This window comes from Parvularculales bacterium (genome assembly GCA_036881865.1).
Taxonomy (GTDB): Bacteria; Pseudomonadota; Alphaproteobacteria; order JAPOUT01; family JBAJNM01; genus JBAJNM01.
In genome coordinates, this window is sequence record JBAJNM010000033.1 from 1 (window position 1) to 21,004 (window position 21,004).

General features: G+C 51.9%; 17 protein-coding genes and 1 pseudogene. 15 read left to right on the forward strand and 3 right to left on the reverse strand.

Going from position 1 to position 21,004, the window contains the following annotated elements:
* The 15 genes and pseudogenes from V6Z81_07580 to V6Z81_07650 all read left to right on the forward strand — a co-directional run.
* A partial coding sequence (locus V6Z81_07580) for a hypothetical protein (protein ID MEG9862346.1) occupies positions 1-3,613 on the forward strand: 3,613 nt, incomplete at its 5' end.
* Positions 3,614-3,721: 108 nt separating this feature from the next.
* Complete coding sequence (locus V6Z81_07585) at positions 3,722-7,021, forward strand: hypothetical protein (GenBank protein MEG9862347.1); 3,300 nt, start codon at positions 3,722-3,724, stop codon at positions 7,019-7,021.
* Positions 7,022-7,302: 281 nt separating this feature from the next.
* The gene (locus tag V6Z81_07590) at positions 7,303-7,425 is read left to right on the forward strand and encodes a hypothetical protein (protein MEG9862348.1); all 123 of its coding nucleotides are present in this window, start codon (positions 7,303-7,305) and stop codon (positions 7,423-7,425) included.
* A gap of 81 nt (positions 7,426-7,506) precedes the next feature.
* Entirely contained in the window at positions 7,507-8,619 is a 1,113-nt protein-coding gene (locus V6Z81_07595) for a hypothetical protein (protein ID MEG9862349.1), read from the forward strand.
* 34 nt (positions 8,620-8,653) lie between these two features.
* Positions 8,654-8,818 carry a hypothetical protein gene (locus V6Z81_07600; protein MEG9862350.1) on the forward strand — a complete coding sequence of 55 codons (165 nt, stop codon included), beginning with the start codon at positions 8,654-8,656 and terminating at the stop codon, positions 8,816-8,818.
* A 96-nt stretch (positions 8,819-8,914) separates the two neighbouring features.
* Positions 8,915-9,043, forward strand: a pseudogene (locus tag V6Z81_07605) (integrase core domain-containing protein).
* 556 nt (positions 9,044-9,599) lie between these two features.
* Entirely contained in the window at positions 9,600-9,920 is a 321-nt protein-coding gene (locus V6Z81_07610) for a hypothetical protein (GenBank protein MEG9862351.1), read from the forward strand.
* A gap of 971 nt (positions 9,921-10,891) precedes the next feature.
* Positions 10,892-12,205, forward strand: coding sequence for a serine hydroxymethyltransferase (glyA, locus tag V6Z81_07615; GenBank protein MEG9862352.1), 1,314 nt, complete (start codon positions 10,892-10,894; stop codon positions 12,203-12,205).
* 67 nt (positions 12,206-12,272) lie between these two features.
* Positions 12,273-12,752 carry a transcriptional regulator NrdR gene (gene nrdR / locus V6Z81_07620; protein ID MEG9862353.1) on the forward strand — a complete coding sequence of 160 codons (480 nt, stop codon included), beginning with the start codon at positions 12,273-12,275 and terminating at the stop codon, positions 12,750-12,752.
* A gap of 54 nt (positions 12,753-12,806) precedes the next feature.
* Positions 12,807-14,000: a bifunctional diaminohydroxyphosphoribosylaminopyrimidine deaminase/5-amino-6-(5-phosphoribosylamino)uracil reductase RibD gene (gene ribD, locus V6Z81_07625; protein ID MEG9862354.1), complete on the forward strand. Its 1,194-nt coding sequence runs from the start codon at positions 12,807-12,809 to the stop codon at positions 13,998-14,000.
* 17 nt (positions 14,001-14,017) lie between these two features.
* A complete protein-coding gene (locus V6Z81_07630) occupies positions 14,018-14,665 on the forward strand; it encodes a riboflavin synthase (protein ID MEG9862355.1) in 648 nt (215 codons plus the stop codon).
* Positions 14,658-15,908 carry a 3,4-dihydroxy-2-butanone-4-phosphate synthase gene (gene ribB / locus V6Z81_07635; protein MEG9862356.1) on the forward strand — a complete coding sequence of 417 codons (1,251 nt, stop codon included), beginning with the start codon at positions 14,658-14,660 and terminating at the stop codon, positions 15,906-15,908. The genes V6Z81_07630 and ribB overlap by 8 nt, the downstream gene beginning before the upstream one ends.
* 28 nt (positions 15,909-15,936) lie before the next feature.
* A complete protein-coding gene (gene ribH, locus V6Z81_07640; protein MEG9862357.1) occupies positions 15,937-16,395 on the forward strand; it encodes a 6,7-dimethyl-8-ribityllumazine synthase in 459 nt (152 codons plus the stop codon).
* Between the two features lie 143 nt (positions 16,396-16,538).
* Positions 16,539-17,585: a hypothetical protein gene (locus V6Z81_07645; GenBank protein MEG9862358.1), complete on the forward strand. Its 1,047-nt coding sequence runs from the start codon at positions 16,539-16,541 to the stop codon at positions 17,583-17,585.
* A 119-nt stretch (positions 17,586-17,704) separates the two neighbouring features.
* The gene (locus tag V6Z81_07650) at positions 17,705-17,872 is read left to right on the forward strand and encodes a hypothetical protein (protein MEG9862359.1); all 168 of its coding nucleotides are present in this window, start codon (positions 17,705-17,707) and stop codon (positions 17,870-17,872) included.
* 127 nt (positions 17,873-17,999) lie between these two features.
* Here the strand turns inward: V6Z81_07650 and V6Z81_07655 are convergent, their stop codons facing one another.
* From V6Z81_07655 to V6Z81_07665, 3 genes are all read right to left on the reverse strand, one after another.
* Complete coding sequence (locus V6Z81_07655) at positions 18,000-18,326, reverse strand: hypothetical protein (protein MEG9862360.1); 327 nt, start codon at positions 18,324-18,326, stop codon at positions 18,000-18,002.
* A gap of 1,191 nt (positions 18,327-19,517) precedes the next feature.
* Positions 19,518-20,747, reverse strand: a complete 1,230-nt coding sequence (locus V6Z81_07660) for a retropepsin-like aspartic protease (GenBank protein ID MEG9862361.1) — start codon at positions 20,745-20,747, stop codon at positions 19,518-19,520.
* A gap of 51 nt (positions 20,748-20,798) precedes the next feature.
* A partial coding sequence (locus V6Z81_07665) for a hypothetical protein (GenBank protein MEG9862362.1) occupies positions 20,799-21,004 on the reverse strand: 206 nt, incomplete at its 5' end.

Consider the following 21,004-nt stretch of genomic DNA (forward strand, 5'->3'; position numbering starts at 1 on the left):
ACAAGGGGGTGGCGACACTGAGCAGGAGATGGAAACTACCGAACAAGGTGGTGGCGACACTGAGAAGGAGATGGAAACTACCGAACAAGAGAGTGGCGACACTGAACAGGAGATCGATACCACCGAGCAGGGTGGTGGTGACACTGAGAAGGAGATGGAAACCACCGAGCAAGAGAGTGGCGACACTGAACAGGAGATCGATACCACCGAGCAAGGTGGTGGTGACACTGAGAAGGAGATGGAAACTACCGAGCAGGGTGGCGGAGATCAGGTACAGGACATGGAAACTACCGAGCAGGGTGGAGGAGAGAACGAGCAGGAAACTACCGAGCAGGGGAGCGAAACTCCTGTAGACAACACGCCTGTGGATCAGGGTGGCGGTGATCAGACACCCGTAGAACAGACAGGGGGCGAGATGCCTACGGAAGGTGAAATGCCTGTCAGTTTCAGTTCATCGCAGTCGGTCCTGATGCAGATAACGGCAGTCCCTGAATACCGTACCGCATCGGCGTCAATACAGTTACCGGCAGAGCAATCCGGCAGCCTATCGCCTATAGCGACTGCCGCCGGTGTAGACCCCGTCACTACGGGCGGTATAAGCCAGTCTTCTCTGTCAGGAGATGCAGGTGTGGGCATGAACGTAGATTTCCCCGCCAATAATGACCCGGCAACGAACTATTCAATGACTGTCAGCAGGGATTCGGGTTCCGGTCCTGAGACGTTTACGTCTCTTTCAGCGGCGGCAAGTGAAGTAACACGCTATGACGAGGCCAGTCTTGCTACCGGCTTTCCCGATGAGATAGCAACGGCCGTCAGCGTGTTACACCTTTCTGTATTTGATCTTGTTTCATATCAGGATAGTGATGGAGGCGGTGTTTTCTTTGCCCAGGATACAACCGGTACCGGAGAAGCAAGGAAACATGTGTCGTGGGGACTGTGGAGTTTCCGTCCTCCGGATGAAACCATTGCAGCCACAAAACCTTTGAGTATTGGCGCTTTTGCAACGGGCAACCAGCCTTACGCTCCGTCTAATCTTGAGACATTAACAGGTACGGCAAATTTTGCCGGAAGCGGCATGGGGCTTTATGTAAAAGACGGTGCGACAAACGCCTTTGTCGGCGATGCTTTGCTGACAGCCGATTTTAGCAATAATCAAAGCCGTGGGACGGTCAGTGGAACCGTCGACAATATATTTTATGGCTCATCTGACGGGGCCGTTACGAAAAGTCCCCTCAGTATAACGCTGGGAATTGCCGGTATTACCTCTACAGGTGCCTTTGCAGGCAATACGTCTACCGCGGATATGACAGGTAAATGGGCCGGCCGGTTTTACGGCCCGGCGGCAGGTGTGACACTCCCCGCACCGGAGGCGGCAGCGGGAACTTTTGGTGCGTCAAGTACGGATGGCTCTCACTCCCTGATAGGTGCATTCAGGGCTGACCGGAACGGTTCAGGTATAGGAGATGCCATTGCCGCCGCACTGGCCAATAGTAGAGCAGCCGATGCCACGCCTCCTGAGCAAGGTGGTACTCCTGAAGAAGAAAACACTACGGAAGAAGTGGAGACTACACCGCCTTATCTGTCGGTACTGGCAGCAAACCCGTCTCTTCGGACTGTTATAGGCGGTGCCGCCAAATTAAGACCCACAAGCATTACGTCAACTGCGGGAACTCAGAGGATAGCGGGCTTTAATCAGGCATCGATTACTTCTTTTGCCCTGCCGTCTTTAACCTTCCCCGCCGGGATCGCGCCTGCTACCAACTATGGACTGACCATAAACAGGCAGGTCAGATATAATACCGAGAGGTTTACATCCATCGATGCGGCGGCGCAAGCCGTTACCAGACATGACGTAGGGTCATTAAGAGCGGCGTATCCCGCTAATACGGGAAGGGCGCTTGGCGCATTGAGCGGGACTGTTGATGAGTTGATTTCATATGAAAGCGATGATGGCATCGGCACTCTTTTTGCTGTGGATACGACCGGTACCGGAGCTGATAGAAAATACGTAATCTGGGGTCTGTGGTCTTTCATACCGCCTAATCCGACAGTAGCCGCAACGAAACCTTTAAGTATTGGTGTTTTTGCCTCCGGCAACGAAGCGTATGGCAATAGCACTCTGGCGGCCCTGACCGGAACGGCCCGGTATGGCGGCGGTGCTCTTGGTCTTTACACGAAGGCCGGTAAAACCAGCGTTCTGATGGGTGATGCGTCTCTGATGGCCGAGTTCGGAGACAGCAGTGCGCGGGGAACTCTTGGTGGTACTATCGGGAATATCTATTTAGGTGCCGCCGATGGCACGCTGACGCAGTCCGATCTTACGGTCAATCTGGCCAGTACCAGTATCGCCAGAGGCGGAAGTGCCGCAGGACTGACCAGTGTTACCGGTGCGGCAGGTCTTTCAGGACGCTGGAGTTCCTATCTCTACGGCCCTGATACCGGCAACCCCTCATCCATCGCCGGTACATTCGGTGCATCAAATGGTGATAACAGCCATTCACTGCTGGGTTCCTTCAAGGCAGACCCGGATGGAAGAGGGTTTAGCATTCCCATTGATGTTGCTACGCGCGACACATTCCTGAGACTACAAAACAAGCTGGTTCACACGAACGCTATTGATGCGCTTGGCGTCGCCGCAATCGCGATGCCGGTCATAGGGTATAACAAAAATGATTCCGGTGTCACCCAGTCATCGTTTCTGGGTATCGATATGGGTGACAGAGCATCAATCTACGTCGAATATGATGGTCTGGGCCAGCTCACCAGTCCGTCAAGTTATGAATTAAGGATTGATGGGGTAACCATTCTTGACAGTGAAAACGCAACTGACCTGACGGTAGATCATGGACTTTCTTCCATATCGGATGTTGCACACTCGCTGACCTCGCTGGTCAACAAGGACACGGGTACGAGCGCTCTTATAGCAACCGCCTATACCAACGCCGTAGACCATTACACCAACACTCCGTATTACAACACTCATATTAGCTGGGGTATCTGGAATGTTGAACCCGGGACACCCTATTCTACGTCCTCTGATTTTTCCTATGGGGCTTTTGTTGACAGCGATCTACTGTTCATCAATGCCTCTTTGAAAGGAATAACCGGAAAAGGTGAATATAAGGGATCTGCCCTGGGACAGTATATTGAGGGCGGGACACGAAAGACTTTCACCGGTGAGACCCTGTTGACGGCTGACTTTGGAAACAACAGCGAGATGGGAACTATTGGCGGGTCCATCAGCAAGATCAATTTCCGGAACTCTGACGATGGAAGTGCCACGGCCAGCAACCTCACCATAAATCTGGAGACTACCAGCATCATGGCGACAAGTGATGGCGACGCCGTTGTCCCCAGAGATGGCGGCTCGTTTAGAGGTTTTGCACATACGGTTGACAGTACGATTCCTGCCTCACCCGTGATACGCGGCATGACGGGTACCTGGGGAGGCCAGTTCTATGGCGCTCTGAAAGGTGTTGCCGACCGGCCTGAGGCCGTTGCCGGAACATTTGGTGCCAGAACCGAAGATGGCTCCCGTGCGCTGATTGGTGCCTTCAAGGCCGGTGAGAATTCTCATGGAGTGCAAACAAAGATTGGCAAGACAGGACGATGACAAAAGTTTTATGCCACACATGGTTGAAACGGCGAGATGCCGTGTGTGGCACCAGAAAACAGGGAGCCGGATCGCCGCCGGTTTCCATGGGTTAAGGAGTAACGGAAAATGAACAAGTACGATGAAGTGCCAACGATAGGCTCAACGCTACCGTTTGGCAGATTTGGCCGGCATGATCTGGACGGGGCGGACGAGACTCATAACGGCGATAGTGTATCTAACCGTAGTCTGTGGCGTTCGATCAGAGATCCCCTCCGCCGGAAAATTTCAAAATCAGGGTTTGTCATCATGCTTCTGGCCGTCTTTGGTATTTTGACGGCGCTGGCTTTAGGCGGCACGATGGCCGCTTTTGCGTCAACACAGGCCCGCGCCATGGATTGCGGGCTATGGCCCATGTGTGATCATGGCGGTGGAGATCCGGCACTTATAGAGAGCCTGAATCTTATCCCAAAGGCTCATGCCGGTGAACGCTGTACCTACGACTGGTGGGACAGGCACTGTGAAACTACAAGCGGACTGCTTGGTCTAAGCATTGACAATCCCCCATCAAATCGTCCAGCGAATGATTTGATGGACGGGATTGCTGCTTTGACGCCTATGGCAATCCTGATCCCGCAGGCACATGCTTTTGACTGCGGCCCGGATGAGGGATCGCTCCTGTGCAAATATCAAGAGGCTGTTTTAGAGCCATCTCATATTGATGATCTGGAGATTATAACAACGGCACATGCCTGGGACTGCTGGGATGAAGAAGACCCTCTTTGCGTAAGAAGAGAGACAAGCAGTCAGGATAATTCTCCGGTCATAGAGGAAGAACGTATTGCCGGAGACCTCTGCGGTGCTACCGGCTGTCCGGAAGACTGGGATAGTTTTGGAAACGGGCTGCTGGAAGAGAAGCTTACGGGAGACCCTTCCGGTTCGGTATTTGAAGATGAGTGGTACCAGGAACTCAATCCTTATGGCCCTTATAGCAGTAGTGACATGTCGTCCTTGCCTGCCACATCACTGTCAACGACAGCCGTTCCGGTAATAGTCGGCAATATGGCGTTGACCGCCGACATCGGCGCTTCCGGCTGTCGGCTGTCTCCTGAGTGCAAGGAGCGGAAACGGGATGACCAGATGCTTGAGGATTCATATCTGAGCATCAAACTGTCAGGTGATATAGGCGGTTCAGCATGCGCTCTGTCCCCGGAATGCCAAGAGCGCGAGCGTAGACGTCGTGAGCAGCTTCTTGAACTGACGGGAGACCTGTGTGGTGCCGCGGGTTGTCCAGAGGACTGGGATGACTATGGCAATGGTCTCCTTGAAGAGGAAGAACTCGCTGGCGATGCCAGGTGCCTGTTTGTCCTATGTAAGGACGAATGGGGTAACCCGATAGACTATGAACTGCTACTCCCTGAACTGGCCGGAGACCTGTGCGGGGCTACCGGCTGTCCGGAAGATCCGGATCGGAGACGGCTTATTGAGATTCCGGAACTAACTTCCATATTCATGGGTACTGCCCATGCGGAAGTCATAACAGGAGATATAGACTGTCTGTTCGATAACAAGCAGTCGCACTGTTATTCCGAAAACGGCGAACCAAGACTGCCCCTACTGTCATCTGAGGCAAGTCCGGAGCAATATGCAACGGACTGTCTCTGGGATCAATGCTATGGTTCAAGCGGACAACCCTGTCAGGGACAGGGTTGCATGGCTAAAGGAGATGCTCCTCCTTTAGACCCGCGATGGACAAGCGGACCTATGCAGGAGAAGCGAACTCAGCAAAGGATTGCAACGGATTGTCTTTGGGATCAATGCTACGATAAACAGGGCAATCCTATCCCCAACAATCTCATAGAAGATCTGGAACTGACCGGTGATATTTATTGCGGGGCGGAAGAGTGTTTTGATGGTTTTGGTGGTTTTCTGGAAGGTAATGTCGATTATTACCGGTCTCCGGTTTTAGGCCGGCTGGATAAAGGCGGAGAAGTACTGGTTCTTGCCGACTGTAATCTCTGGAATACATGCGAAGGTCAAAATCTTCTTGGTCAATCGCCCGCCGGGTCTTCCGGTGGACGACCCGGCCAGATTGACGATTTTGACAACGGGCAGATCGAATATCTTCCGGAAGAAGAGTACGCCTTAGACGACTGCCGGGGTTCAAGCGGTAAATCTACCGAAGGCAGATTTCATAGCAAAAGCGGATGCTCCCGCTTTTTCTCCGTGACGGACGGGGGACAGTCACGTAAGCTGGAACATAGACTGTACGCCCTTGACGACTGCTGGGTATGGGGTACCTGCGATAGAAACTCCACGACCCCTGCGCTGTTACTGGAAGAAGTAGAGCAGGCACTTGATGATTGCTGGGTCTGGTACGGCAACTGCGATGATGGACTACAACTTCTCGGAGAAGAGGTTGAAACTCTGGTCGGTGGCTGTATGTTTACGGGCTGTCCCGAGGACTGGGAAAGGGAATATGGGTCCCAACAGCTCAAATCCATCGAAGATGGATTTGATTACAAAAGACAGATGCCCCAGTCTTTTGTCTGTTTGGACGGGTGCGAAGCACCCCGGAAACAGCTCAGAGCAATAGAAGATAGAACGGATATTGAACTGTCCGGTGACAGTTGCGGTACGTTCACCGGTTGCCCGATTTTTATTCCTGACGATCAGGAGCACCGGCCTGCCCCACGACTGCTTGAGAGATTAGCCTCGCTGATTATCAGCCCTGCTTACGCCGGCGATATTTCCGGCGATGATTTTTGCGGGGTAGATGCTTGTCCCGGCGAATGGGATGTTTTTGGGTCCAAACAGCTCAACCCTGCCTCTGACAGGGTTGATTATCAAAGCCGGATGTTACCTGCTTTGGTCTGTTTGGACGGGTGCGGAGCGCCCCGGGAACAGATCAAATCCATAGAAGATGGAAATCCTGCTCTGGCCGGTGGCTGTATGTTTACGGGCTGTCCCGAAGACTGGGAAAGGGAATATGGGGATAACCTTTTAGAAGATATAGCCTCACTGTTTGTCACTCCTGCCCATGCCGGCGATATTTTTTGCGGGGAAACCGGCTGTCCCGAATATCAGGACTACCGGTATCAGCCCGGATTTCTTCCGGAGCTGACAGCGCTCTTTGTAACGCCTGCCTATGCCGGTGATATTTCCAGTGATGGTTTTTGCAGTGTAGATGCATGTCCGGAAGAGTGGGATATCTTCCTTCTTGAAGAAGCCTCTCTTTTTGTAACACCGGCACATGCCGGCGATCTCTGCGGGGGAGAACAGTGTCCCGAAGACTGGGATATGTACGGTCGCGGGATTCTGGAGGACATTAAGACGGAAATAACTTCTCTTGTGATCAGCCCTGCCCATGCCGGCGACGACTGGTGGTGCAGATCGGAATATGACTGGATTAGAGGTGAGTCATGTTAGTGGCGCACCTCGTCAAACGATTCACTGGATCGTTTGACCCAGGAATTGGGTTCAAACAGGTCAAATCTTCCGTAAGAGGATTTGATAGTCAAAACCCGTACGGGCTTGCGCCGCTACTATGCAGACCCGGAGTTTTGACCTGTGCTGAACGAGGTGAATCATGCTGAGTTCAAGCGGTCAAATCCGCATAGCGGATTTGATAATAGAAGGCGATGCTACGCCTTTTAGTCCGTGCAGGACGAATAACTAAACCCTAAACATCAACTACAGGAGACAGACAAATGAGAATTTTAACAATAGTAATACTTTCCGTACTTTTTATAACGCCGGCGCATGCAGGCGACGACTGGAACGAGGCTTGGGAGTGGATATACGTCGGGCAGGATACGGACTGGAATGAGTAGCAGTGGATGAAACCGGCTACGCACCGGAAAATACTGTCAATTAACGAAGATCACTAAAAACTATATATGAAAGGTAAAGTTATGAAAAACCTCGCCGTTATATCGACCGGCCTGAAGACCGCTATTGCCGTCTCCTCTTTGATATTTCTGACCGCCTGCGGCGGTGGAGGCGGCAGTAGTGCCATGATGCCGCAGCAGCCATCAGAGCCGACAGCAAATGAACCGCAAGCTCAGACACTGGCACTGTTTACCGAACTGTCACAGCATGGCGACCTTGCTGCCGGAGCTGTTGCCGCCTTGCGCAGCGCATCTAATTCACCTGCCAGCGTTGACGGTCCCCCGGGAACGGTTGGCATTGAGGTCACCACCCAGTCGTCAACGCATGAGGACAGGGCTCATGCCGATATCACTATAGGTGCTACTGCCGACGAGAACACCTACTCTCTGAGCATAGGAAGGGATGGCGAGACACTTGATCAATATGACGTGTTTCTTGACAGTAGCAGCAGTGGAGTTCGCGCCATCAATCTGGGCCGGCCTTATGAAGCGTCATCATTTCAGGAGGTCATTATCCTCAATGACGGGACGGATAGAAGCGCGATGATAGCCCATGACAAGATGGCGGGTTCAGAAGAGTATTTTTCATGGGGGATGTGGGTACAGGCTCCCGATCTCATGGAAGAGAGCAGTGACAGTTCCACGTTCGAATACGCAGCCTATGCACAGGGCAGCCATCCTTATTCGCAAGAAGCTCTTGTTCCCCTGACCGGGACGGCGACATACGAAGGTCAGGCCATCGGCGTTGCCCTGATACCGGACAAGGACACCAATCCGTTTGTGGCCGATGTCGCACTTGCCGTGGATTTCGGTGATGATCAGGGAGAAGGACTGATAGAAGGAACAGTCGATAATTTCAGATACCAGAACGGGGACGGGCCTATATCGGACTTTTCTTTGCTGGAAGACGCTATCGGGGATAATGCCCACAGTAGCGGGTCTTTCTATGGTGATGCGCTTTGGCAGGCTGCCGGTTTGGAAGATGTCTATGGCTACTGGGGAGGACAGTTTTACGGACCATCTACCGGCAGGCCTGCGGCGGCGGCCGGTACTTTCGTTATTGATCAGCCTCCGGAAGATGATCCTGCTGGAGTCGGCTGGGCCATGATGGGTGCGTTCAAGGCGGATATCCAATGATGCCGAAGGGCAACTTTAAACAGGAGATAGAAATATGAAAACTTTAACAACACTTACACTGGTATTTGTGATGGCTTTCGCCTTTGGCGGATTACCCGCCCATGCCGGCGACGCCCAGGATGAATTCGACTGTTTTTTTAATCCGTGGCACGATGCGTGTTTAGATGCCAATGGCAACCGGAGAGGCTGGGACTATTAACTCTCCGGGCCGGAATCCTGAATGGGATTGCTTCGCTACGTCAAAACCCGTTTTTCATTCTTTGACCCTGCTTGACGACCGGTGGCTGGGCCATCATGGGAGAACGGCTATATAGAAAGCTTCAGCGGACGCTTTCGGGACGAATTGTTAAACGGGGAGATATTCTACACACTCAGGGAAGCGCAGATTCTGATTGAGCAATGGCGCGTTCAATATAATACCGGATGATCGCATTTGGCACTTGGATACAGGCCGCCGGTTCCGGAAACGATCATCCTGATCGTAAACTAACTTTCAAACTAGACCGATTGATGGGGGCTGTTTAGATGTGTATGGCTACTGGGGAGGACAGTTTTACGGGTCGCCGGATGGGCAGCCAACGGAAACTGCCTGAGCATTCGTTCTTGATCAACTTACGGAAAATGACCCTGATTGTGATGGCTGGGCCATTCTGGGCGCCTTCAAGGCGGATATTGAGTAGTCGGGCGGTATAGGCAGTCATCGAAAAAAACCCACAGGAAGAAATGATGGAAATGCTTATGGACTCTATGGAGTTGACGGAGAGTGAATGTCTGTCTGGTTTATCTGGGGATATAATTTCAGTTTTTTCTTAGAATAATTAAAATCCCTTAAAACAAGCCAAAAACGCCATTCAGAAGGATAAAACTCCAGCATTGCTGGGCAAAAATATCTTTTGACTCTGTGTCAACAGAGGGATATACAAATTCTGCGATGTGATAAGTATCGCAGGGGTGGTCTGTCATGAACTTGAGAGGTTTTCATGACGAGACTTTGCAGGAGTTCCTTAGGGGAACTTTATCACTTTTCGTTAGTGAACCGGCTTGAAGGGCCGGTGCCTAAACCTCAACTCGCGTCCTTTTTTCAAATACGATCAGCCTTTGAGCCGGATATTGATGGCTGTGCCGGTGCGCCCGAGAGCGGCACAATCAATAATTATGGTTGTCCGGCTATTAGTCGGACACGTCCCATGCTGCAAGCGCGACGGTATTCTTATGATGAGTTTTTTGAACAGGGCTTTGTTGCCCTCAAAAGTCAACCCCTCTCCCCAGATCCGACGGCCACCCCTGCCGGCACTGTGTAGAGGGAGAGGGGTTGTACCACTACTGCCTATCAGATTCGCATGTAATAAAGAACCAATAATTTACAACGTTAAAAAAATTTACATCTTTTAAAATAGAATGTTAATTCTATTAATGGAGTATTGTATCTCTATATTAGAACGATAAATATTTTTTAAATTGATTCCTCTACGCTCATTCGAGCGAAAAATGGCTGGAATCCTCTATTACGAATGCAGACAACACCACAAAAAACCATCACGCAGTGGTGATCGCGAGTGCATTATTAGTGCATTATTAAAGGGGTCAATGAGTTAATAAATTTGCATGGGGCAAAAATATTTCCTGCGGGAGGGAAAATTGGCGGCACCGGCTTTTTATGGGGATTCAAAATTTTGATTCACAGGGAATCGCATTTGACTCACCAATCGGTGCCTCCGTATCGGGTCGTAATCTAAGATATGCAGAAGAATGGCAGCGCGTGTGCTGGCGCTAGGGCACTTGGCAGGGGATGTGCCTGCCCGCATGTATCTATTGCTTCCGGGAGGGTCTTTTTTGTAGATCACCACCGCAGTTTTTGCACACAAATGACATAGTTTCAGCGCATGGCCGGCACCATGTACATTCGTAAGAACAAATATAAGCCTCGGAGGTCAGCGATAGTTCGCCACCGCACTTCAGACATCCATCCTTCATCTCCAACATGATTTTTATTACTTGATTTCTTTTTAAAAATCCATATCGAAATCCGCATGCCGGCTCTGCCACCGGCAGCTCCGCAGGCGATGCTCAAATCTCAGATAGGTATATATATAACGTGACCCGCCTTCCGGGTAGAGGCGAACCCATCTGACTCTCTTCTCGTCCGGGCATATCAAATACCCCCGTTTCGGGTCATGATATAATGTATGCTGGAAGAATGGCGGCGTGTGTGCTAGCACTAGGCACCCGGCCTGGGGCATGGGGGGCATCAGAAGATCAGGAGAATGCATAAATGGGCATCGTGAAAAACCTTTCTCCGGACCGGAAAAGCCGCGATTTTTTTGCGGCGTCTCTGGAAACGGTAGATCCGGATATTTTCAGATCCTGCACCGGTGAAGGCCGCCGCCAGCAACGGCAGATAGAACTCATTGCTTCTGAGAATATTGTCTCTCAGGCGGTTCTTGAAGCGCAGGGGTCCGTATTGACCAATAAATATGCCGAAGGATATCCCGCACGGCGCTATTACGGCGGCTGCAATTTTGTTGATGAAGTTGAAGCGCTGGCACAGGAGCGCGCAAAAAAACTGTTTGATTGTGCCTTTGTTAATGTCCAGCCCAACTCGGGTTCGCAGGCCAATCAGGGTGCCATGATGGCGCTCATCAAACCGGGAGATACAATCCTTGGCATGAGCCTTGCGGCAGGGGGGCATCTTACCCACGGGGCGGCACCCAATCAGTCGGGCAAATGGTTTAAGGCCATGCAATATGGCATTCGGGCCGGTGATCATCTCATTGATATGGATGAAGTGCGCCAATTGGCACAAACCCATAAGCCGCGGTTGATTATTGCGGGGGGCTCGGCTTATTCCAGAATTATCGATTTCGCTGCTTTCCGTGCCATTGCCGATGAGGTAGGGGCTTATTTGATGGTCGATATGGCGCACTTTGCCGGTCTTGTCGCCGGCGGGATCTATCCCAGCCCTCTGCCTCACGCCCATATTGTCACCACCACCACCCATAAAACATTGCGCGGCCCGCGTGGCGGCATGATTTTGACCAATGATGAAGCGATTGCCAAAAAGGTAAACTCTTCTATTTTTCCCGGCCTCCAGGGCGGTCCCCTCATGCATGTTATTGCTGCGAAGGCTGTCGCCTTCGGCGAGGCGCTGACCCCTGACTTTAAGGCTTATATTCAATCGGTAGTCGATAACGCCCGCGCTTTGGCGGATAGATTGTCGGGACACGGTCTGACAATTGTCTCCGGCGGTACCGATAGTCATTTGATGCTTGTGGATTTGCGGGCTAAGCAGGTCACCGGTAAAGAGGCCGAGACGTGTCTTGAAGAGGCCAATATCACCTGCAACAAAAACAGTGTGCCCGATGATCCGCAAAAACCCACCATTACATCGGGCATCCGTTTAGGCACACCGGCGGCGACAACCCGCGGTTTTGGGGTTGCCGAGTTCCATCTTGTCGGAGACCTGATCGCCCGTGTGTTGGAGTCCGTCGGCAAGCCGGAGCAGGAGGCGCTTTTCAATGAAGTGCGCGGTGATGTTAAAACATTGTGTGACCGGTTTCCCATTTATTCCTATGGCCCCGGTAATTGATAAAAGCGGTCAACAAGAGCAGTCTATTATAGATTTATGATTCGTCTGAGGAGAGAGGGGTAGCGGTATGCGGTGTCCTTATTGTGGAAATGATGATACGCAGGTGAAGGATTCGCGTCCGAGCGAAGACAATACGACCATTCGTCGCCGGCGTTTTTGTCCGGCGTGTGCAGGGCGTTTTACGACCTTTGAGCGCATTCAGATGCGGGAACTGACCATTATCAAGTCTAATGGCCGCCGGACGCCTTTTGACAGGGAAAAACTGATGCGCTCTGTGCAAATCGCTATGCGAAAACGCCCGATTGAAATGGAGCGTATTGAGCGTATGGTTAATGGCATCGTGCGCCGTCTGGAGAGTATGGGCGAGAGCGAGATTAGCTCTAAAATAGTCGGCGAACTGGTGATGGAAGGATTGGGGTCTTTGGATGACGTGGCTTATGTGCGGTTTGCATCGGTCTATAAAAACTTTCGCGAGTCGAAAGACTTTGAAAACTTCCTTGGAGAACTGGGGGACATCGATATGGACGGCACGGGCGGCAGGAATTAAAACCCCTGATAATTTTGCCGGCGACTTGCAATAGTGCCGTGATGGATGGCAACGGTGGCACAATCAATAAAATCAGAACAGGCAAACGGGGCAGGTAGCGGCTCGCATCATATTGTCTCAGCTCATTCGGACACGATGTCCGGAGACAGACGCTTTATGAAAATGGCGTTGCATCTGGGTGTGCGGGGGCTAGGGCAGGTGATGCCGAACCCGGCCGTAGGATGCGTTATTGTGCGTGACGGTCTGGTTGTCGGGCGGGGATGGACGGCCCCCGGCGGACGCCCTCACGGCGAGACGGAAGCGTTAGCGCGTGCCGGTGAGGCGGCGCAGGGGGCGACGGCTTATGTAAGTCTGGAGCCGTGCGCTCATGAGGGCAGGACGGGGGCGTGTGCCCGGGCTTTAATTGATGCGGGCATCAGGCGGGTTGTAGGGACGTGTGATGACCCTGACCCCAGAGTATCCGGACAAGGTTATAAGATGCTTGAAGCTGCAGGGGTTGAGGTGACAACCGGCGTGATGGCCCGGGAAGCGGAGAGGCTTAACGGCGGATTTTTTTCACGCGTCTTACGCGGGCGGCCTTATATTATTTTGAAACTGGCGGCCAGCATGGATGGACGGGTTGCCACCCATACCGGCGGTAGCCGTTGGATTACCGGTCCCGTCTCACGGACCCGGGGTCACATGATGCGGGCGCAGGCCGATGCCATCATGGTCGGCGGAACAACGGCCATGATGGATAATCCGGACCTGAAATGCCGTTTGCCCGGGCTGGAGGAGCGCTCTCCCATTCGCATTGTCGCCGATGGCCGGTTGCGGTTGCCTCTGACATCACGGCTTGTCAGGAGCGCACATGAGGTACCGGTCTGGATTTTAACCCGTAAAGATTGCGATGCCGGACGCCGCGCCGCCTTTGAAGATTGTGGCGTGACAATTTTACCTGTTCCCGTAACCGGTGAAAGCCTGATGAATATGGAGGAAGCCATGAAAATACTGGGCGGGCGCGGGATCACCCGCTTGCTGGTTGAGGGGGGCGGCTATCTGGCGGCGTCCTTGTTGATTGAAAAACTCGTAGACCGGCTGGTTTGGTTTCACGGTGCGCGCCTGATTGGCGGCGACGGCGTTCCTGCCCTGCGGCCTTTTGGCGTTGATAGATTGGCGATGGCCCCCTCTCTTGAGTTGTTGTCATCGGTCGGGTTGGACGATGATCGCATGACTTCCTGGCTGGTGCATTATGAGCACGAGAAATAGATAAGGAGCGCGGGTTGATGTTTACCGGTATCATAACCGATGTGGGTCGTGTTCTTGAGAGTGATAATCTTGAGGGTGATAATAATGCCGATAGACGAATTGTGATTGCCTGTTCCCGGGCGGCGGCGGATATCGCCGTCGGAGCATCTGTCGCCTGTTCGGGAATATGTTTTACCGTAGTGGATAAAGGGGAGAAGAAAGAAAGCCGGAAAGACAGGTGCTGGTTTGCGGTTGATGCCTCCGGAGAAACTCTCGGTGTGACAACCGCAGGGGACTGGGAGGCAGGTCACGCCGTGAACCTTGAACGCGCCTTGCGGGCCGGAGACGAATTAGGCGGGCACTTTGTAAGCGGTCATGTAGATGGCATAGCAACCGTCACCGCCGTTGAAAAAGAAGCCGGCTCCCATCGTGTGAGAATAAACGCTCCCCGTGAACTCATGGGCTTTATCGCCCCTAAAGGGTCTGTGGCGCTGGACGGCATTTCTTTAACGGTCAATCATGTCGGGGGAGATGAGTTTGACGTTAATTGTATTCCCCATACATGGTCTGTCACCACATGGCGGGATTTACAGGTGGGGTGTAGGGTTAATCTGGAAATAGATACATTGGCGCGTTATACCGCCCGGTGGGCCGCTTATAGTAAAACAGGAGAAACTCATGGATAAAATTCGTAGATATGGAGCCTTTCTCTCATCCATAGATGAAGTGATTGAAGATGCCCGCAACGGCAAAATGTTCGTTCTGTTTGATGATGAAGACAGGGAGAATGAGGGTGATCTGATTATTCCGGCTCAGATGTGTACGCCGGAAGTTGTAAACTTCATGGCTAAATTTGGCCGCGGGCTAATCTGTCTGGCCCTGCCACCTGAGCGCTCCCGCCAGTTGGATCTGGAACTGATGGCCCAGCATAACGAAAGCCGCCACCAGACGGCCTTCACCGTTTCCATTGAGGCCCGCGAGGGCATCACAACCGGCATTTCGGCCCATGACCGCGCCCATACGATCTCCGTTGCCATTGACCCGACAAGAAGCGGCAAGGATATCGTATCACCCGGCCACGTCTTTCCTCTTGTTGCACGCGACGGGGGTGTGCTGGTGCGCACCGGTCATACGGAAGCCGCCGTGGATATTGCCAGACTGGCAGGGCTTTATCCGGCCGGGGTGATCTGCGAAATCATGAATGATGACGGCACAATGGCCAAACTTGATGATCTGGTCCAGTTCGCTCAGCTCCACGGCGTCAAACTGGCGACCATTGCAGATCTGATTGCCTACCGCCGCCGGCATGACAGTATCATGCAAAGGTCTGTTGAAACCACGTTAGACAGCGAATACGGCGGGCGGTTTGATCTGCGTATGTACACCAACACGGTTGAATATGCCGAGCACATCGCTCTGGTTAAAGGCGATGTCGCCGATGGTGAGCCGGTATTGGTGCGTATGCATGCGGTCAACATGTTTGATGATGTTATGGCTATGAAGGGAGGACGTTCTCATCTTATCGGCGAGTCGATGCGGTTGATTAGTGAGGAGGAGCGGGGGGTTATTGTGTTCATTCGCGATACCTCGGCGACGGTGCTCTCCGATGTGTTGTTGCACAGGAGAAGCGGCGGTGACGGAGGCGAACCGCTTCTGTTGCGCGAATATGGTGTCGGCGCCCAGATATTGTTGGACCTCGGCGTGCGGGATATCATCCTGCTCTCCAATACGAAACGTGATATTGTCGGCCTTGAGGGATACGGTCTGCGTATCGTAGAGCAACGTCCTGTCGGCAACCGGAAAGAGGCCGCCAACAAAAAAGATAGCCGCAAGGAAACCGCCAACAGTAAAGCCGCCAACAAAAAAGTTGCAGGTAAAAAAACTGAGAATAAGAAGGTTGCGGGTAAAAAAGCCGCCCGCAAGAAATAAGGTCAGACGCGTACAAGGAGTTCAACCCATGCCCGAAAAACCCCATATCATGATTATTGAGGCACGTTTTTATGGCGATATTGCCGATGCGCTGGTGCAGGCTGCCACCGGGGTTCTGGAAAAGGCGGGAGCAACATGGGAACGTATTGCTGTGCCGGGCGTTCTGGAGATTCCGGCGGCGATAGGTTTTGTCGTGAACCGTCAGGGGCAGTCTCAACTGCGCCCTTATCATGGTTTTATCGCTCTGGGTTGTGTCATCCGGGGGGATACGTCTCATTATGACATTGTTGCAGGGGAGTCGGCGCGGGGGTTGATGAATCTGGCATGCCGTCACAATCTGGCCGTGGGGAATGGTATTTTAACGGTAAACAATCAGGAACAGGCGTGGGAGCGGGCAGATTCCTCTAAGAGGAACAACGGGGGTTTTGCCGCCAATGCCTGTCTGGACATGATAAAGCTGAAATACGCCTTCGGTTTTTTAGAATAAATCTAATTACCGGGTTATAGATAACATCTCAATTCCGGGCATGTAAAAAGAAATCAAGTGTTGAATAAATGTTAGTCCTGCACGATATATAACGTGCATATATAATGCCCGGGAGATAACGAACAGAGATAGGGAGAAGTAAAATGACTGGGAATTTCCGCTTAACGGCTTCTTTACTGACACTGATTGTCGCTTCTGCATCTCTTGTGGCCTGTGGCGGTGGCGGTTCTTCACCATCGGCATCATCACCAACAACACCGCGAACGCTTAATTTTTTCTCTTCTTTGTCGCAACACGAAACCATCGACGACAACGAAGAAATGGCTGCTCAAAGGTTTGCTGTAGCGCCGCCTTCGCCTGAGGATCCTGCTTCACCTTCGGCGCCTTCAGATTCGGCTGTTGTCACCCAGTCTTCACAAAGCAATGATACTGCCGATGCAGCGGTAACATTCTCGGACAATACGAGAAACTATACCCTGAACGTCGAGGGAACGGAGTTTCTCAGTAGCACCGCTGATGAGGTCCAAAGAGGCACCATTCCCGGAGTATCCTCATTTGTTGAGGTGGCCGTATTGTATAGCAATGACGAACTGTCAAGCGCCATTCTGGCAACCGACAGGGCCAACAGTGAGGACAATGAATACATTGTCTGGGGCATTTGGGGATCAATTCCGGCTGATACAATGGATGTGAGCGATTTTACCTATGGTGCTTTTGCTCATGGAACTACCCCCTATAATGTGGGCACTAATGCGGACACCCTGACAGCGTTAGCAGGAGATGCAATGTATGAAGGCCACGCTTTCGGCTTACAACTTTCTAATAATCAATCGGAGGTGTTTCTGGGTGAAGTCACCCTCAACGCCGATTTTGACGCCAGTGGTCAGGGAACAATGAGTGGAAGGGTTCATAATATTACTTTCGAGACAACCGAGTATGACCCTGACTCCGCCATAATCTTGGGCATGGCTGATATTGATCCTGACGGGTCTTTCGAAGGCCCGACAAGCATAAGCGTACCGTCGGGTCGCCTCGGGGATACAACACTAGGCGGCATGTGGGGCGGACGGTTTTTTGGATCCGAAACCGGAACCGATTATCCCGGGTCGGCCGCCGGAACCCTCGGCCTATCAGACGCTAGTGGTAGCAACAGCCTGATGGGCGCCTTCAAGACTGATCGCAACCCCTGAGGGGTGCTTTCAGGGCTGATACCGGCAAAATTTTGACCTAAAATCTATCTGATGCTATTCTGGAGTTCTCCGCAGGCACTGCCGGCGCGCTTTAACAGGGAGATATAAGGAGATTAAAAATGAAGAGTCTGACAACATTTGCTTTTGCCCTTTCAGTTGCCATTGTGATGGCATCCGGTTTTTCCGGGTCCTCTGCCATTGCGCAGGACGAGTGGATTCCGTGCCCTGATACCGGATGTTACGATGATCATGGCAATCCTCAGTGGTTGATCGGAGAAACTGACTGATTAACCAAATCCGGATCTCGAAGAGATAACCATAAAAAAACGGCAGACCATACTCTTGGCCTGCCGTTTTTGTCATTATATGTTGAAGTTTGGCTCGTCGCCGGACGCTCCCGAAGGGCGTTGTTAGTTATTCCATTTCCCCAAGCAGGCCGCGGGGAGCACGGGGAGCGTCATCTTCAATGAAGATGGGACATCCGGTAAAGGTGCCGCAACTATCACCGGCATGGGCGGGAGTGATAAATTTCAAATCGTCAAGCAGCTCGTTGGAGGCGCCTTCATCCTCGCATTGGGAGTAGCCCGTTATGGCTCCCCAGCAGTGCCAACGGTCTCCGGCATCGGCAGGAGTAGCCGTAAAAACGACCGGTCCGCCAAAAGCGAAGGCCATCACAAGGGCAATTGCTGTCACCGCAGGTGCCCTTGAACGCAGTGAAAGCAAAGTTGCTAAAGTTTTCATGTTCTTCTCCTTAGTCTATTAGCGCCGGATCATTTACTCTATCGGCTTGCCATGAACTATTCCACTAAGCACTTTTTCGGTCAATGTTTTAAAGGCGTTATAACAAACATTTGATGTATTGTGAGGTTCGGCCGAACTCGTAAGCCCGCAACAAAAAAACCTGACCACACCTCGGTGAGGGAGTCAGGTTTTTAAGATCATTCAAAAAGAAAACACTAACAAACTAAACAAAAGGAGAATCCCTCACTTTCATGAGGAATAGCCTTGTTCTATCAACTGTCGGGGGCCTCTGTCAATGAGAAACCGTGGTGATAGACGCAATGCCCGAATAAAGGGAGAAAAGTGCCGAAAACTAACAATTTCTGATAAGGCCGGAGGCCTTAGGGAGACCTGTATTGTTCGATTCCCGGCGACAGCGGGGCCGGAACGCCTGCCATAGGCATGGCATTAGTCGTCCTTCTGTTTATTCTTTGCCTTGTGCTTCTCATTTGAAACGGGGAAGGGGTCATCGGATTGTGACGCCGGTCTCATCATTAAGAGCGCCTCCTCGGTGAGGAGGTTAGATTCATCCCCTAGCCGGATCCATCCTCCGCCACCACCGCCCCGGCGCCGGGGAGAGGGGGGCGGGGGGGAGGAAAGGTAGCTGCCAAGTTCACCGCTTCTTCTGGACCGAAAAAACCTGCGCAAGCGCTGTAACGGACTATTTTTTTTCACCATCTATCCGACCCTTGAGTTTTTCAACACTTGACCGGCTTCTGCCGACCTTAAGTGCATTTCTACGTATAAAGAGAACCGTTCATTACCGACAGTACTTAAAATTTTATTCTGTTGTATTTCTGATAAGTCTCTTGTGATGGTGTAGCACAAAAATCTGTTGTAAGCGATAAAAAAAGGTGAACCGCAAATGAAAAATTGCCGGTGTCGCAAAAAAAAGTTTTCCGTAAAATACGGGAAAAATACGGAAAAAGTGTTGACATAATGGACAACCGGAATAAAGCGGTTCGGTGGGGAGTGTAGCTGTAAGAGGGGAGGTGGGTTGCGGCCGTAAGGTGAGCGGGTGTAGCTGTAAGAGGTGGCGGGTTGTGGCCGTAAGGGGTGAAGAGGTGAAAGGGTGAAGGGGTGCAGCCGTCAGGATGAGCGGCATGGAAAAGGGGCACGAAACTTTGTACCGGTTCTAAATTAGTCGCATCGCTAATTCCGGACCCATGTAACCGGTATCTCTTCGGAGTCTCTTATGACCCGCAGGTTGACGTCGCCTGAACTATTCCCCCGCCAACTCGCAGACAAGAACTTGCATGTCTGGTCCCCGCTCAGGCTACGGATATCCGTTCCGTTCCAGAACACAATCTGATCCCCTGCCAATAATGGCACCGCTGAGTGCGAGTAGAGTCCGGTAACAAAAATACCTTCGCTCCTCACTTCCATTACAAAGTCAAAATTCCTCCTGTCCTGATATTTTTTAACCTCTTTCAATAGGATTTCCGATGAAGTCCAGTCCAGAATGATATCGTAGTTTTTCAGGATTCTGTTACCGAGAATGGCAGAATATTCATTAAATTCAACGGTTTCATCGTCAAACGACAGTGGGCCTATCTGAACCTTATCAAAGACCCTGAATCCGGTTCGTGTTTGTTGCGACTTTCCACCGGCTCCATATTGAACTCTGCCATCGACATAAAATTCATTGCCGGGGTCAGCCGGAAATTGACTCTGATACGCCTTTAATATGCTGAGGTGTCCATTACTTCCCGTGTCAAACTTGATGTCTTTAACGGCCACGCCGTCTATGTCCAGATCAATTTGGGGAGTGCCCTTGATATCCGGTCGAAAGGGAACACTGTCAAAACCTGTCAGACTGCCGGGATCGTCCGGTGAGTTGGTAATCACTATGGTCCTGTTGACGTAGTCTATTTTCCAGACGGACTTTCTCATAAGATTTGCGCCAATGACTCCGTCCAGGTGCAGGCAGTCAGAAACCACACCTCCCTCCGGAAAGAGAGGCATGACGAGGAAATTAATATCCCGGTAGGAGAGACTGCCGATATGCACACTGTCGAGTGTGCTGAACTCGCCCTTAATTTCGTTGCCTACCGAATCCACGTCCGTCGTGGTGAACCTGAACAGGCCACCGGTTTCTGCTGAAACCCGCGCGGCAAAGTCCGGGGTGATAACGTTGGGTGCGCCCGTATCCAGAAGAAAACGTCCTTTGACGCCATTGACCACGACCGGGATGATGATGACTCCAAGCGTGTCATCAAACTTTAGCGTCTCATTGTATTCGTGCTGTTCTATATGACCTTTATGCAAAAGATATTCGGCGACATATAACCGGGGGAGGTTTGAGTTCCCGGAGAGAACGAAGACCGCAACCAGTATGGGGATTGCAACCAGCATGACGATATTCTTTGTTTTCATAGCCATTTATATTGGCCCGTTGCCGGATATAAAGTCCACCGGAAAGGCTGACCGCGTTTAGGGAAGCGTGATATGGGGCAGTTTTTTTTGGGAGATTCCAGCGTTATAGCGCCGGTTCCGGGCCGGGCGCACCGGATAAAAATAACCCGGCGGGGCGGGGAGGCGGGTTGTGGCGCCGGGGTGGCCGGTGAGGTGCGGGGTGGGTGAGGGATGAGTGCAAGTGGCGAGGAAAGTACCGGTTGGGGGGTAGGGTGGTTGTCGGG